This is a genomic window from Bifidobacterium asteroides (genome assembly GCF_009683175.1).
Classification (GTDB): domain Bacteria; phylum Actinomycetota; class Actinomycetes; order Actinomycetales; family Bifidobacteriaceae; genus Bombiscardovia; species Bombiscardovia asteroides_H.
Window position 1 is genome coordinate 23,728 of record NZ_WKKW01000004.1, and the last position, 13,964, is coordinate 37,691.

The 13,964-nt window shown below is 64.0% G+C and carries 12 protein-coding genes; 1 reads left to right on the forward strand and 11 read right to left on the reverse strand.

Annotated features, from left to right (window positions below; genetic code table 11):
- Positions 1-60: 60 nt before the first annotated feature.
- Entirely contained in the window at positions 61-2,169 is a 2,109-nt protein-coding gene (gene der / locus GKC41_RS06340; RefSeq protein ID WP_324612075.1) for a bifunctional cytidylate kinase/GTPase Der, read from the reverse strand.
- Entirely contained in the window at positions 2,166-2,939 is a 774-nt protein-coding gene (locus GKC41_RS06345) for a pseudouridine synthase (RefSeq protein WP_045924410.1), read from the reverse strand. Before GKC41_RS06345 ends, der begins: the two co-directional genes overlap by 4 nt.
- Before the next feature lie 170 nt (positions 2,940-3,109).
- Between GKC41_RS06345 and GKC41_RS06350 the strand changes: the two genes are divergently transcribed.
- Positions 3,110-4,339, forward strand: coding sequence for an aquaporin (locus tag GKC41_RS06350; RefSeq protein WP_154313475.1), 1,230 nt, complete (start codon positions 3,110-3,112; stop codon positions 4,337-4,339).
- Positions 4,340-4,370: 31 nt separating this feature from the next.
- On the opposite strand, the gene GKC41_RS06355 is transcribed toward GKC41_RS06350, so the two are convergent.
- From GKC41_RS06355 to ruvB, 9 genes are all read right to left on the reverse strand, one after another.
- Positions 4,371-4,718: a DUF3017 domain-containing protein gene (locus GKC41_RS06355; protein WP_154313476.1), complete on the reverse strand. Its 348-nt coding sequence runs from the start codon at positions 4,716-4,718 to the stop codon at positions 4,371-4,373.
- Between the two features lie 132 nt (positions 4,719-4,850).
- Entirely contained in the window at positions 4,851-6,224 is a 1,374-nt protein-coding gene (locus GKC41_RS06360) for an NAD-dependent succinate-semialdehyde dehydrogenase (protein WP_324612076.1), read from the reverse strand.
- A 130-nt stretch (positions 6,225-6,354) separates the two neighbouring features.
- Positions 6,355-7,956 (reverse strand): bifunctional phosphoribosylaminoimidazolecarboxamide formyltransferase/IMP cyclohydrolase, encoded by a 1,602-nt coding sequence (gene purH / locus GKC41_RS06365; protein ID WP_154313477.1) that lies wholly within the window; start codon positions 7,954-7,956, stop codon positions 6,355-6,357.
- 52 nt (positions 7,957-8,008) lie between these two features.
- A complete protein-coding gene (locus GKC41_RS06370; RefSeq protein WP_229281691.1) occupies positions 8,009-9,385 on the reverse strand; it encodes a DUF6350 family protein in 1,377 nt (458 codons plus the stop codon).
- Positions 9,382-10,305, reverse strand: coding sequence for a succinate--CoA ligase subunit alpha (sucD, locus tag GKC41_RS06375; RefSeq protein ID WP_154313479.1), 924 nt, complete (start codon positions 10,303-10,305; stop codon positions 9,382-9,384). Before sucD ends, GKC41_RS06370 begins: the two co-directional genes overlap by 4 nt.
- Positions 10,302-11,516: an ADP-forming succinate--CoA ligase subunit beta gene (gene sucC / locus GKC41_RS06380; RefSeq protein ID WP_154313480.1), complete on the reverse strand. Its 1,215-nt coding sequence runs from the start codon at positions 11,514-11,516 to the stop codon at positions 10,302-10,304. Before sucC ends, sucD begins: the two co-directional genes overlap by 4 nt.
- A 22-nt stretch (positions 11,517-11,538) precedes the next feature.
- Entirely contained in the window at positions 11,539-12,123 is a 585-nt protein-coding gene (locus GKC41_RS06385; protein WP_154313481.1) for an adenine phosphoribosyltransferase, read from the reverse strand.
- Between the two features lie 108 nt (positions 12,124-12,231).
- Complete coding sequence (locus tag GKC41_RS06390) at positions 12,232-12,819, reverse strand: preprotein translocase subunit YajC (RefSeq protein ID WP_154313482.1); 588 nt, start codon at positions 12,817-12,819, stop codon at positions 12,232-12,234.
- 66 nt (positions 12,820-12,885) lie between these two features.
- A complete protein-coding gene (gene ruvB, locus GKC41_RS06395) occupies positions 12,886-13,962 on the reverse strand; it encodes a Holliday junction branch migration DNA helicase RuvB (RefSeq protein ID WP_229281692.1) in 1,077 nt (358 codons plus the stop codon).
- Between the last annotated feature and the right edge of the window lie 2 nt (positions 13,963-13,964).

Sequence of the window (13,964 nt, forward strand, 5' to 3'; positions counted from 1 at the left end):
CGCCCGCAGGGGTATGGAAAGGTCCCTGGCCCGGCTCCTTAGTCGGCCCAGGGACCTTCTTTATTTGCGCTTCTTCTTCTCGCGGATATGCACCGAGATCTGGATGGGAGTGCCCTCGAAGCCGAACTCCTCGCGCAGGCAGCGTTCCAGATAGCGGCGGTAGCCTTGCTCCAGGAAGCCGGTGGCGAAGATCACGAAACGCGGTGGCCTGGTGGAGGCCTGGGTGGCGAAGAGAATCCTTGGCTGCTTGCCGCCCCGCAGCGGATGCGGGTGGGCAGCCTGAACCTTGCCCAGGAAGGAGTTGAGCTTGCCGGTCGGTATGCGCTTGTCCCACGATTCCAGAGCTGTGCGCATGGCCCTGGCCAGCCGGTTGGTGTGCCAGCCGGTCTTGGCAGACAGGTTGACCCGCTCGGCCCAGGTGACCCGGTCGAACTCGGTCTGCCAGAGCCGCTCAAGACGCTGGCGGCCGAAGTCGTCCAGCAGATCCCACTTGTTGAAGACCAGGACGATGGCCCGACCCGCATCCACAGCCTGGCTCATGACCTTCAAGTCCTGGTCGGCGATGGGCTGGGAGGCGTCGAAGAGGATGAGCGCCAGTTCCGAGCGTTCGATGGCCGCCTGGGTGCGCAGGCTGGAGTAATACTCGGCCCCTGAGATCTTGTGCAGGCGGCGCTTGATGCCGGCGGTGTCGATGAAGAGCCAGTCCTCGCCGTCCACCTGGACCACCTCGTCGACCGGGTCGCGGGTGGTGCCGGCCACATCGTGGACCACTGCCCGCTCTTCGTGGGCCAGTTGGTTGAGCAGGGAGGACTTGCCCACGTTGGGCCGGCCGACCAGGGCCACCCGGCGCAGGCCCTCCGGGGTGAGGAATCCCGAGGTCTTCTCGGCCTTGCTGAGCTGTTCCAGCGCGGCATCCAGCAGATCGCCTATCCCCCGGCCGTGCATGGCGGAGATGGCATAGGGTTCGCCCAGACCCAGCTTCCAGAATTCGGATGCGGTGTAGTCGGCCATCCGGTCGTCCAGCTTGTTGACGGCCAGGACGACCGGCTTGCCGGCAGCCCGCAGCATGGTGACGATCCGCTCGTCGCTGGCGGTCAGCCCCACCTGGCCATCCACGACCAGAATGACGGCATCAGCCAGGGATACGGCTACCTGTGCCTGGGAGGCGATGGCGGATTCGATGCCCTCCACGTCGCTCTCCCAGCCGCCGGTGTCCACCAGCTTGAACTGGGTGCCGGCCCACTCGGCCTCGTAGCTGACCCGGTCGCGGGTCACGCCAGGGGTGTCCTCGACCACGGCGGCACGGCGTCCGAGAATCCTGTTGACCAGGGTGGACTTGCCCACGTTGGGCCTTCCCACCACGGCCAGCACGCCCACGGCCTTGGGTCCATGGTCCTGGTCATCCTGGTTCTCGGAGCCGCCCTCCAGCAGGGCTCGGTCCTCCTCGTCCAGCTCATAGTCGTCCAGGTTCCGGGCGTACTCGTCGTAGGAGTCCTCCTCCATGGCCGAGGAGACCAGATTGATCAGGACCTGCAGGGTCTGCTCGAAGGTCAGATCGGAGTTGTCCACGGTGGCCACCCCGTCGGCTGCGCTCATGAAGGAGGTGACCTTGGAGTCCCGGGCATCCCGGGCAGCCAAATCCTCGGCGCCTGCCGACCCGGACTGGGCCTGGCCGCTGCGGCGGGCCTGGCGGACCTCTTCGCGAGCTGTCAGCAGCACACGGACCTGGGCATCCGGGGCCACCACGGTGGTGATGTCCCGTCCCTCGGCCACCACGCCTCGCTCCTGGTCGGCCATGATGGCCCGCTGGGCGGCGATGAGGACATGTCGCACGGCCGGAATCGAAGAGACCACGGAGACGTGTTCGGAGACCTTGGTGGAACGTATCTCTTCATCCACATCACGGTCATCCAGGCTGACTCTGGGATGTTCGGGGTCCAGTCCCATGACCAGGTGGCCGCCGGTGATGGAATCGGCCACGGCTTCGGTGATGGCCTCCTGGTCGGGTTGATCCGCGTCCAGGTCCAGTCCGCGGTCCATGCACCATAGGGTGACGGCCCGGTACATGGCGCCCGTATCCAGGTAGGCCAGGCCGAAATGCTTGGCCAGGGCTCGCGAGGTGGAGGACTTGCCCACGCCTGCCGGGCCATCGATGGCGACGGTGATCACAGTCCGACCTCCTTATCCAGAGCCTTGATCTCGGCGGCGGAGAGCACCCGGTAGGAGCCCGGACGGATTTCGCCCAGCCGGATGGGGCCGATCTGGGTGCGCACCAGCCGGGTCACCGGGTAGCCGATGGCGCCGAAGATGCGCCGGACTATCCGGTTCTTGCCCGAATGCAGGACCACCTTGACGATGGTGTGCTCGCGGTTGTGGTCGATGATGGCGCAATGGTCCAGCCGGATCAGGCCGTCGTCCAGCTCCACCCCCTGGGTGACCAGCCGTCGGCAGACGTTGCCGCCAATGTGGCCGCTGAGCGTGGCGATGTAGGTCTTCTCCACCTCGTAACGCGGGTGCATGACGTGCTGGGCCAGCTCCCCGTCGTCGGTCATGAGGATGAGGCCCTCGGAGTCATAGTCCAGCCTGCCCATGTGGAAGACGCGCTCGTAGCGGTCCCCGATGATGTCGCGCAGGGTGAACCGACCCTTGGGGTCGTCCATGGTCGAGAGGACCTTGCGGGGCTTGTTCAGGGCCAGGGTGACGTGCTTGTCGTTCAGATGGATGCGGGATCCATCCACGCGGATCTGCTGATGGGAGGGGTCCACCCGGCTGCCCAGGGTGGTGACCAGCTTGCCGTCGACCTCGACCCTGCCCTGGGTGATGATTTGTTCGCATTTGCGACGAGAGCCGAATCCGGCCTGGGCCAACACCTTCTGGAGGCGGATGCCTTCCTCCCCCTGTTCGCGCGCTCTGATCGCCTGTGTGTATGGATGTGGCATCGTTCTCCCAACGTGGCCTGATAGATATGTAACGGATACCGTTCCGGACGACCGCAGCCGCCGAAAGGTCATATCATACTATATCGGAGCCTAGGGAAGTGTTGTTGGCTTGCCCTAAGCTGGAAACTGTTATTGCTCATTGTCGTCGAAGGGATAGCAAGGTGGGGAACATGACTATGGAAGCAAGTGCTGAGCCGGTCCTCGAACAGGCCGACGGGCAGGTTGCCGCAAAGCCCGTCCGCAGGCGGATCAGGCCCCGTGATGTTCGTTGGATTCGTGCGGCCGCAGAGCTGGCGGGAACCTTCCTGATCTGCGCGGTCATCTACCTGTCCTACAGCTTCGGCCAGCTGGTCATGGGCCAGCCCAGCGTGGTGCTGCCGGTTCTGGGAACCGCTCTGGCCTACCTGGTCGTGACAGCCATGCTGGGCGGCGTCTCCGGCGGACACTTCAACCCCGCCGTGACCGTGGCCGCCATGTTCACCTCTCAGATCGGCATGGTGGATGGGCTGATCTACATCGTCGCCCAGGTGATCGGCGCTATCGGCGCCGGCGCGATCGCGGTCGCCTTTGTTCCGGTTAGCAGAGTGCCGCAAAGAACCTGGCTCATGTTCTCGGTCAACGGTTTTTCCGGCGGCTCGCCCGCTGCGGCCACCCTCAGTCAGCAGCACATCGCTTTCGGAGCGCCGATGGCCATCGTGGTTGAGCTGATCGGCTGCATGATCGTGGTGGCTGCGGCCATCACCACCCTGCGTTCCGACGGCCGCGCCCGTCGCAACCATGCACTCTATACCGGGCTGGCCTATGGCGTCGGCGTGCTGGTCACCTACCCCATCACCTGCTCGGGACTGAACCCGGCTCGCTCAACGGGCATCGCCATCTTCGCCCAGTCCAAGCACATGGCCGTCAGCCCGATCTCCCAGCTCTGGCTCTTCTGGATCTGCCCCCTGCTGGCTGCATCCCTGGTGGCCCTGGTCATCATCGTGACCAGCATCATCACCGACAACATGGCCATGCATGCCATGGGTATCGCCACTGACGCCCAGCCGGTTGCACAGGCACAAACACACGCTGACGCCTTCGCTGCTACAGGTGCGCAGACCCAGGATCAATCCGCCCAGGCCAATCCTGCTCCGGTTCAAAACACTGCCGCTGATGCAGCAGATGCTGCAGACACGGTCGCCCCCGCAGACACCACGGCTCAGGCTGTCGATGTATCGGCTCTATCAGATACTGATGCAGGGCAGGATGCCGATGCCGGTAAGCAGGCTGATGGTGGCCAGGATGAGGTTGCCCCAGTCGATGCAGGGACCATTCCCGATCTGCAGGTCGAGCCCCTTCACACCGCTTCCGAAAACGAAGAGGGTTACGAGGAACCCAAAGACAAGCCTACCGAAGGCTGAACTTAGCGAGGACCGAAAAGCCTGAGAGGGGTCACAGCAGCAGCTGAATGCTGAAATAGGTGACCAGGAGGCCGATGCCCAGGGCGATGCTGATGAAGGCGTCGAAGGGCACCGACCGCACCTTCCAGGGGCTGCGATCCTTGAGAATCAGCCGCAGGGCGCCGCAAACCAGGGCCGCGATGGACACCAGTCCAGTCGCGGCCCATGTGTATCCACAGAAGGCCACGAGCGCGGCGACCAGCACCACCGTAAAAATGATCCCCTCGCATACAGGACGGCCTTCCTGGGCCTCAGAGACGAAGGGATGACCTCGGCCTGATGTCTTGGGCGGCTGCGGGGGCTTGAGGTCCGGGTTCTCGGCCTTATCTGCGTCTGTCATGCTCTCCTGCCTCTGCACTTGCTCTGCAGGTTCGAGCCTACCAGCGCTGCTGACGCAAAGCGACCGTGCCGCCATCGCCCTCGGACGATGATGGCACGGTCGCCGTTTCAACAAGGAGTCAGAGCAGCCTGATCAGTTCTTGTGTTGGAAGATCAGATGCTCGTTGGCGAAGGTGTCGAAGCCCAGGCTGTAGAGCTCGCGGCCGTAGCCGGAGTTCTTGATACCTCCGAAGGGCAGCTCGGGCATGGTCACCCAACCGCCGTTGATGAAGGTCATGCCGGTCTCGATGCGACGGGCAAGGGCGTCCGCATGCTCGGTATCCGAGGAGAAGACCACACCGCCCAGGCCGTAGCTGGAGTCGTTGGCCAGCTCGATGGCCTCATCCTCGTTGGCCACCTTGTAGATGGAGGCCACAGGGCCGAACATCTCCTGGTTGTAAACGGGGTTGTCGCGGTCGATGTCCGTCAGAACCGTCGGGGTGAAGAAGGCCCCCGGCGAATCGTAGGGCTTGTTGCCGTAGGCGACCTTGGCTCCACCGGCCACAGCGCTTTCGACCTGCTTGGCCAGGTTGTCGCGGGCGGAGACCATGCACATGGGGGCCAGCGTGGTTTCGGGGTTGCTGGGATCTCCAAGAACCGCGTGCGAGAAGGCGTCGACGATGAGCGAGACGAAGTCGTCGTAGCGGTTCTCCGTGACGATGAAGCGCTTGGAGGAGGTGCAGACCTGGCCGGCGTTGGTCAGCCTGGCGCCTGGGGCCACCTTCTTGAGCAGATCCCAGTCAGCGTCATCCAGGACGATGAAGACGTCGTTGCCGCCCAGCTCCATGGAGGACTTCTTCAGGTGGGCTCCAGCCGACTTGGCCACTGAGGCACCACCGCGCTCCGACCCGGTAAGGGCCACGCCAGAGACCCGTGGATCGGCGATGGCACGGTCCACCTGGTCATAGTTGATGAAGAGGTTGGTCAGGCTGCCCTCGGGGGCTCCGGCCTTGGTCACGGTCTCCTCAAAGGCTACCGCCGAGCCGGGCACGTTGGAGGCGTGCTTGAGGATCATGGGGTTGCCCAGAATGAAGTTCGGGGCGAACACACGCATGATCTGGTAGTAGGGGAAGTTCCAAGGCTCCACCATGACCAGAACGCCAGTGGCCTGCTTGACGTAGTAGGCCTTGCCGGCGGGGTTGTCCAGGGGGACGGGAGCCAGTAGCTCCTCGGCGTGGTCGGCGAAGTAGTCGGCGATGTCCGCGCACAGTTCCACCTCGGCACGGGCCTCGCCCACCAGCTTGCCCATATCCAGGGTCAGGTTGGCTGCCAGTGCATCCTCGTTCTGGCGGAAGAGCTTGGCGACCTGGTGCAGCTGCGCGGGACGGTCTCCGGGGCCCTCCTGCTTGCGCCAGGTCTTGTAGAGGTCATGGCCACGGGCCAGGGCGTTCTCCAGGTCTTCGTCGGTGGCATCCGGATAGGTCTTGATCAATTGGTTGTTAAAGGGATTGACTGTCTGATAGGTCACAATATCTCCTTCGAATTATGGTTCCCAGTCAGCATCATCGCTGGTCAGTTCATTCAGCATATCACCGCATTGGACCCCACGGTCAAGGAATTTGTCGCAAGGCGACATCCGACCGCGGGGTCTGGTTTCATCAGTGGAAGAAGTGGCGGGTTCCGGTCAGATACATGGTCAGATCGGCGTCCTGGGCGGCCTTGATCACCTCGGGATCACGGATGGATCCCCCCGGCTGCACCACGGCCCTGATGCCGGCCTGAATCAGATACTCCAGACCGTCTGCAAAGGGGAAGAAGGCGTCGGATGCGGCTACCGAACCCTTGGCGCGGTTGCGGCCCTCGTCCAGGGTGTTGGCACGCTCGACCGCCAAATGGCTGGAGTCCACCCTGTTGACCTGACCCATGCCGATGCCCACGGTGGCTCCCTGGTTGGCCAGGAGCACAGCGTTGGACTTGACCGAGCGGATGGCCCGCCAGGCGAAGGTCAGATCATCCATGGTCGCCTGGTCGGCGGGATTGCCGGAGACCAGACGCCAGGTGGAGGGATTGTCTCCAGGGGCATCGATCAGGTCGGGCGTCTGCACCAGTGCTCCCCCATCGATTTGACGGATGATCGGCCGCTGACGCGGGCGGCGTTGCACGGACAGGATACGCAGGTTCTTCTTGGTCCGCAGCAGGTCCAGGGCCTCGGGCTCATAGCCTGGAGCCACAATCACCTCGGTGAAGACCGGCTTGATCTGCTGGGCCATTGTCAGCGTAACCGTGCGGTTGGCGGCGATGACCCCGCCATAGGCGCTCATGGGATCGCAGGCGTGGGCGCGGCGGTGGGCCTGGGCGATGTCCTCCCCCACGGCCAGACCGCAGGGGTTGGAATGCTTGACCACGGCCACTGCGGGCAGGTCGGGGAAGTCCCAGACCGAGCGCCAGGCGGCATCCGCATCCACGTAGTTGTTGTAACTCATCTCCTTGGCCCCGCCCAAGTGCTCTGCTGCGGCAAAGCCGTCCCGGTCCAGCGGGTCCAGGTAGAGGGCGGCCTTCTGGTGGGGGTTCTCCCCGTAGCGCAGTTGGTTGGCCAGACGCCAGGTGCGAGTCAATGCCTGGGGTGGTTTCTGCTCCTCGGCCTTGTCCTGCTTGTCGTCGACCCATGTACGTGCAGTCCACTCGCCGATGGCCGCGTCGTAGGAGGCGGTCAGCGCGAAGGCTTTGGCAGCCAGGCGTCCGCGCTCGGGCAGGCTGAACCCGGTGCCGGAGGCGATGCGCTCGGCGGCTAGGGCATAGTCTTCCGGGTCGGTGATGACAGCCACGCTGGCATGGTTCTTGGCAGCGGCGCGAATCATGGCAGGGCCGCCGATGTCGATGCGTTCCAGGCACTGGTCTGCGTCGGCGCCCTCAAGGACGGTCTGCTCGAAGGGGTATAGGTTGACCACCACCAGGTCGAAGGGGGCAATGCCCAAGTCTTTGAGTTGCCGGACATGGTCGGGGTTGGTCATGTCGGCCAACAGCCCGGCGTGGATGTGCGGATCCAGGGTTTTGACCCGACCATCCAGGCTTTCGGGAAAGCCGGTGACCTTTTCCACCGGGGTGACCTTAACTCCCAGATCCTGCAGCTTCTTTGCGGTGCTGCCGGTGGAGACGACCTCGGTGCCTGCCTGGCGGAAGGCCGATGCCAGGGCCTCGAGGCCCTGCTTGTGGTAGACCGAGACCAGTGCTCGGTTGATGGTTCGATTCGTGGTGACCATGGAAACTCCTACTCCTATGCTTGAATGCCGAGGCGCCCCGCCACCTTCGGACCTACTTGCCTGGTCTGCGGGTGGACGAGACCTGTCGTGGTGTGTCTGCTCGGTCGGTTGCCTTGGGCTCCTTTCCCTCCTGACCGCGTGATTGATTGTGTTTTTCCTTGTTTTCCGCCTGGGCGGAAGTCTTTTTGTCGCCTGCCTGGCGCAGATAGTCAATCAGGACGTCCTTGATGATGATCAGGGCGGCGGTGACAAGTGCCAGCAGCCATACTCCCAGCAGGCCGACCCCCAGGGAGGTTCCGATCATGCGCAGGGTGGAGGCTATGGGCACGCCCACTCCGGCCAGTCGCTGGCGGCCCAGGGCACCGTTGGAGAGCTGGAAAAGCAGAGCAAGACCGAGCAGGGTTACCAGCCAGGTCAGGGCCATGGCCAGGGTTGCCATAAGGAAGCAGACTGCGGTGTCTTGGGATTTCAGCCCTGCTTGACGCACGGCAGCGTGAATTCTGACACCCCATGGTCCGATGAGCAAGAGAATACCGACAACCACTCCGGCCAGCAGGGGCAGGTTGAGCAGGAGCAGACGAACCTCCTGCCGGGAGACCGGCTCCGGGAAAAGTCCAAAGAGGGGCAGCGAGGGCAGACTGGAGGCATGGCCTGACCAGAGGGTGAAGGTCGCCAGCCCGCCGATGTTGAAACCGTTTCCGAAGAGCCAGGAGGCGGCCCATATGATCAGATTGGGCAGCCAGGCAAGGGACGCCAGGCTGGTCGTCACAGCCGAGGCGGTGCCCATACGTGTCAGTTTGAACAGGCGGCCCACGTCTCCGTGATAGAGGGCGATCCAGACGATCAGGGCGATCAGGCCGGCGGCGAGCATGGCAGCCAGGAGGATCATACCGGCCGTGAGACCGAGCCGAACGGTCCTGCGGACCTGGACCGGCAGAGCTTTTTCGATGCGTTTGGTGAAAGCCTGGCGGAAAGGTTCAGAGCGGACCCAGGCCCAGCCGTAACCCAATAGGAAGACCAGGCTGGTCCGCAAAAGAATGACCGGGGTGGTGTCGACCTGCATGGTCTGGCTGCCCTGCATGAGAATCAGGTTGCACAGCACCCAGACGACCAGGCCGGCAATGCAGCCGCCGACGGACACACCCATGCGGCCGACCAGGGTGCGGATCACCCAAATCAGCAGGCCGGTCAGCAGTAAGGGGATGATGGTCAGGGTCAGGGCACCGGCTGTAAACCCGCAGCCTTGGGTGAGCAGGGTGATGGTTTCCGTCAGGGCCACAGTGGCCATGGACAGGGAGGGCCCGCCCTCCTCGATGGAGATGATGAGCAGGAGCAGGGCCATGCAGGCGCCTAGGGCGACAGTGTAGATAAGCATGGCCAGAAAGGCCTCTAGGGCCCCCCGGAGCCATACTTTCACTCTGCCGGTCATATGATGGCATGCTCCCGCAGCAGGTCGCGGGTCAGCCGGGCGGTCTCGCCGGGTGTGGTGCCCACCTGGATGCCGACGGACTCAAGCACTTCCTTCTTGTCTGCAGCCGTGCCCTTGCCGCCCGAGATGATGGCTCCGGCGTGGCCCATCTGCTTGCCTTCGGGGGCGGTGAAGCCGGCGATATAGGCCACGATGGGCTTGGTCATGTGGGTGGAGGCCCAGCGGGCGGCCTCCTGTTCGGCCGAGCCGCCGATCTCGCCGATCATGACGCAGGCCTTGGTTTCGGGATCGCGGTTGAAGGTCTGCAGGGCCTCCAGCATGGTGGTGCCCACAATGGGGTCGCCGCCGATGCCCAGGCAGGCGGTAAAGCCGATGGAGGACAACTCCCCCATGAGCTGGTAGGTCAGGGTGCCGGACTTGGAGACCAGTCCTAGAGGGCCGCGACTGGCGATGCCCTGCGGGATGATGCCCAGGTCTGCGCCAACGCCGTTGGGCCGGTCGGACATGGTCATCAGTCCCGGGCAGTTGGGGCCGACGATGCGGCAGCCGCGTTCCCTGGCCAGGGCCACGCAGTAGGCGGTATCGGCAACGGGAATGCCCTCGGTGATGACCACGATCAGGGTGATGCCGGCCTCGATGGCTTCGACCATGGCGTCCTTGGCGAATCTGGGCGGGACGAAGACCACGGAGATGCGGGCTCCGGTCGCCTGGCGCGCTGCTGAGCAGTCGGTGTATACGGGCAGATGACGAGCCTGGCCGTCTGGGCCGTCAAAGTCCACCGTCATTCCGGCCTTGCGGGCGTTGACCCCAGCCTGGATGTTGGTGCCTGCCGCCATCATGCGGGCCGTGTGGACCATGCCCTGGCGACCGGTCATGCCCTGAACCATGACGGGGGCGCCGTCTTCAACGAAGAGGGTCATCGTCCCGTCTCCTTTCCTGCCTGAGCGGCCAGGGCCACGGCCTGATCCGCCGCCTCCTCCATGGTGCGGGCCACCTTGAGCCGAGGCTCTTGGGCCTTGGCCAGCAGATCCAGTCCCTCGGCAGCCTCATTGCCGTCGAAGCGGACCACGATGGGCCGGTCGTCGTTATGGTCTTGCCCGTCCGCAACGTCCACGGCGGCCAGGATGCCCTGGGCCACCTGCTGGCAGGAGGTGATCCCTCCATAGACGTTGACCATGACCGAACGGACCTTGGGGTCGGAGAGGACCACGTCCAGGCTGGTGCGCATGACCTCGGGCGAGGCTCCGCCGCCGATGTCAAGGAAGTTCGCGGGTCCGACAGGAACGCCCTGCCTGCGTCCCGATCCGGCGACCGCATCCAAGGAGCTCATGACCAGTCCCGCGCCATTGCCGATGACGCCTACCTGACCGTCCAGATGGACGTAGTGCAGGCCAGCGGCCTTGGCCTTGGCTTCCAGGGGGTCAAGCTGAGCCGGGTCCGTGAAGCGCTTCCAGCCGTCGTGCCGGAAGGCTGCGTTCCCGTCCAGTGAGATCTTGGCATCGAGGGCGTCCAGGTGCTTGGTGGCCTCGTCGTCCGGATCACCCACCTTGGCCAGGGGGTTGATTTCGACCAGGGTTGCATCGCTGTCCTGGAAGGTGTGCCACATGCCCAGAAGAATCTGTGCAGCCTGCTCCAGATCGGCATGGTAGAAGCCGATGCGCTCGGCCATGGTGCGGGCGGCCTGTCTGTCGAAATCCTCCAGGGGGCCGATGTGCAGGCGCCGGACCGATTCGGGATGTTCCCGGGCGATGGTCTCCACCTCGGTGCCCCCGCTGGCCGTGGCCAGGACATCATAGTCCCGGGAGGTGCGGTCCACCGAAATGGACAGGTAGTACTCGTGCAGGATGTTGCGTGCCTCGGTGACCAGGATCCCGCTGACCGGATGGCCGTCGATGTTCATGGGCAGGATGGCCTCGGCCAAGGCTACGGCCTGATCGTGATTCTCGGCTCGCTTGACTGCTCCGGCCTGTCCCCTATGACCGATGGTGGCCTGGCCCTTGATCATGCAGGGGTAGCCGATGACGTCGGCTGCCTGGCCGGCCTCTTCTGCGGTTGAGGCATAGACGGCCCTTGGTTGGGAGATGCCATGTTCAGCGAGCAGCTGCCTGGCCTGGTATTCGTACAAATCCATGGTGAAGATCCCCCAATCGTGCTCAGGCGGGCATGTTCATCAGGCAGGTGACCGGGTAGGCGCCCAGGGCCTTACGGCCGTCCAGACCGTTGAGTTCCATGACGAAGCTGAAACCAGCCACCTGGCCTCCGGCCTGCTCCACCAGACGTGCAGCCGCCTGAGCAGAACCGCCGGTGGCGATCAGATCGTCGACTATCAGGACTCGCTGGCCTGGTTTGAGGCAGCCCTGCTCGATTTCGATACGGGCGTTGCCGTATTCGAGGGCGTATTCCTGGCTGTAGGTGGGGGCAGGGAGCTTTCCGGCCTTGCGCATGGGCAGGAAGCCCTTGCCCAGATCGGTGGCCAGCTGGGGACCAATCAGAAAGCCGCGTGCCTCAAGGCCGGCTACCAGGTCGAAGTCCTCTGGCTTCACGGGTAGGGTGCGCTTCATGGCGTCGAGGATGATGGCCAATCCCCTGGGATCCGACATGGCCGGGATGAAGTCCCTGAAAAGGATCCCCTTCTTGGGAAAGTCCGGAATGGTACGGATCAATGAGATCAGATAAGCGGCGTCATCATCGCCGACCTGCTTAAGTTCTCCAACCTTGATATCGTCCGATTGAGCCATGATCTTCTTTCTGTCTTGCTCCTAGGAAGTGGTTGCCGGGGCCATCATACGCGCGTCGCGTTTCCGTTCAGAGTCAGCCTGACGGAAGGTGTGGCGTGCGAATAAGGTTCAGGACTTGGCGGAAGTCGAATCTGAAGCCTTGGAAGCATCGGATTCTTCAGCGTCTTCCGACTTCTCCGCAGTCTTGGCCTTGTCTGATTCGTCTTCAGGCTCCGACTTGGATTCAGCCTCGTCCTTGGGCTCTGAGGCGGCGAAGTTCTGTGTGGCAGTATCGTCAGCGGTGGTTTCTTCGCCATCGGCATTGTCGTCGGCGTTGTCATCGTCTTCAGCGGCGGTGACCTCGGCGGGGGCGTCCGCATCCTCGGACTGGCCCTCGACCTGCTCGGGCAGGGGGTTGCCGTTTTCGTCAACCTCGTCGTCGTGGACGTAGGCCGGGACGATGGGCGGCTTGGTGATGGCCTGGATGCGCCAGCGGGACTGCGAACCCTCGGAGTCGATGACCACCTGCTCCTTCTCCAGATCCACGGAGACGACCTTGCCCAGAAGGCCTGTGGTGGTGGCTACCTCGTCACCGGGCTGTAGGGACTGGCGGAAGTCCTGGACGGCGGCCTGCTGCTGTTTGCTCTTGCGGGAGCTTCCCCACATCATGGCGATCATCAGGGCGATGATGACGATCATGAAAATCATGGATCCCATGGTTGTTTCCACTCCTTGTTTCGACGGGTATCAAACGGCGCTATGCATTGCTGCGAAGACCCCAGTCTAGAACAGCTTCATGACATCCTCGGGCGGTTTGCGGCCCAGGTGCTCCCAGGCCTTGGAGGTGGCTACACGCCCCTTTGGGGTGCGTACCAGGAAGCCCTCACGCACCAGGTAGGGCTCACAGACCGTCTCCACCGTCTCGGCCTCCTCGCCCACCATGGCGGCCAAGTTGTTCAGGCCCACGGGTCCGCCGTCGAAACTGTTGACGATGGCCTTGAGGACGGCCAGATCCAGGCGGTCCAGCCCCTCGGAGTCGATCTGGTAGAGGGCCAGCGCCTGCTTGACGTCATCAGGGCCGACCTGGTCAAGATCGTGGACTATGGCCCAGTCGCGCACACGGCGCAGGAGGCGGTTGGCGATCCTGGGCGTGCCGCGGGAGCGCAGGGCCAGCTGATGGGCGGCGTCATCCTGCAGGACGATGCCCAGGACCCTGGCCGACCGCTCGACCAGCTTCTCCAGCTCCTCCTCCGGGTAGAAGTCCAGGTGGGCGGTGAAGCCGAAGCGGGCCCTCAGGGGCGAGGGCAGCATGCCCTCACGGGTGGTGGCGCCGATGACCGTGAACCTGGGCAGGGTCAGCGGAATGGAGGAGGCTCCGGGACCCTTGCCCACCATGACATCCACGCGGAAGTCCTCCATGGCGATGTAGAGCAGCTCCTCGGCGGCCCTGGGCAGGCGGTGGATCTCGTCGATGAAGAGCACCTCGCCGGCCTCCAGGGAGCTCAGGATGGAGGCCAGGTCGCCGGCATGCTGGACGGCCGGCCCCGAGGTGACACGGATGGGCACCTCCAGCTCGTGGGCGACGATCATGGCCAGGGTGGTCTTGCCCAGGCCTGGAGGGCCTGCCAGAAGGATGTGATCGGGGGCCACGTCCCGCTTCTTGGCGGCCTTCAGGAAGAGGCCCAGCTGGGCCTTGAGCCGGGGCTGTCCGATGAATCCGTCCAGGGTTTCCGGACGCAGCTCCTCGTCGCTGACCGGCTCGCCTTCGATGGGCCGGGCCGAGACCATCCGCAGGGATTCCTCCTGGGCGTCGCCATTCTGGGAGTCGATGTACCCCGTAGACATCTGCTTGTCAGCCATGG

What these genes read in the sequence shown, in the direction of transcription:
- purH (WP_154313477.1), bottom strand. Translation starts at nt 7,956, where the DNA reads ATGGTCACCACGAATCGAACCATCAACCGAGCACTGGTCTCGGTCTAC.
- sucC (WP_154313480.1), bottom strand. Translation starts at nt 11,516, where the DNA reads ATGGATTTGTACGAATACCAGGCCAGGCAGCTGCTCGCTGAACATGGC.
- GKC41_RS06370 (WP_229281691.1), bottom strand. Translation starts at nt 9,385, where the DNA reads ATGACCGGCAGAGTGAAAGTATGGCTCCGGGGGGCCCTAGAGGCCTTT.
- GKC41_RS06390 (WP_154313482.1), bottom strand. Translation starts at nt 12,819, where the DNA reads ATGGGATCCATGATTTTCATGATCGTCATCATCGCCCTGATGATCGCC.
- sucD (WP_154313479.1), bottom strand. Translation starts at nt 10,305, where the DNA reads ATGACCCTCTTCGTTGAAGACGGCGCCCCCGTCATGGTTCAGGGCATG.
- GKC41_RS06345 (WP_045924410.1), bottom strand. Translation starts at nt 2,939, where the DNA reads ATGCCACATCCATACACACAGGCGATCAGAGCGCGCGAACAGGGGGAG.
- GKC41_RS06350 (WP_154313475.1), top strand. Translation starts at nt 3,110, where the DNA reads ATGACTATGGAAGCAAGTGCTGAGCCGGTCCTCGAACAGGCCGACGGG.
- ruvB (WP_229281692.1), bottom strand. Translation starts at nt 13,962, where the DNA reads ATGGCTGACAAGCAGATGTCTACGGGGTACATCGACTCCCAGAATGGC.
- GKC41_RS06355 (WP_154313476.1), bottom strand. Translation starts at nt 4,718, where the DNA reads ATGACAGACGCAGATAAGGCCGAGAACCCGGACCTCAAGCCCCCGCAG.
- GKC41_RS06385 (WP_154313481.1), bottom strand. Translation starts at nt 12,123, where the DNA reads ATGGCTCAATCGGACGATATCAAGGTTGGAGAACTTAAGCAGGTCGGC.